This window comes from Photobacterium sp. R1 (genome assembly GCF_054600795.1).
In genome coordinates this window covers 1-246 of the sequence record NZ_BAAHZP010000841.1, presented here as the reverse complement: position 1 = coordinate 246, position 246 = coordinate 1, and the positions used below count along the sequence as shown (strand labels likewise).

Sequence of the window (246 nt, the reverse complement as noted above, 5' to 3'; positions counted from 1 at the left end):
ACAAGACAGAAAAGGTATCGCCTTCACGGATATCCAGGGCAAAGTCGATATCCCAGCCAAAAATACCGGCGATCTCCATGATTTGGTTCGGCGTCAGACCGGCATCCGCGGCGGCGTTCCAGAAGCTGGAGGTGATCACTGCCTGGGCAAAATTGAGCTGGGTATCGACCTTTTTGACTTCAGTTCTGGAATGGAAGGTATCACCCTTGCGTGTGATGTAGAGGGTCTCTGTGGCATTGATTGGCT

General features: G+C 52.0%; 1 pseudogene. It reads right to left on the bottom strand.

The features are described 5' to 3' along the window. Nucleotides 1-246, bottom strand: a pseudogene (locus ACYP03_RS27450) (peptidoglycan DD-metalloendopeptidase family protein); the annotation flags it as partial.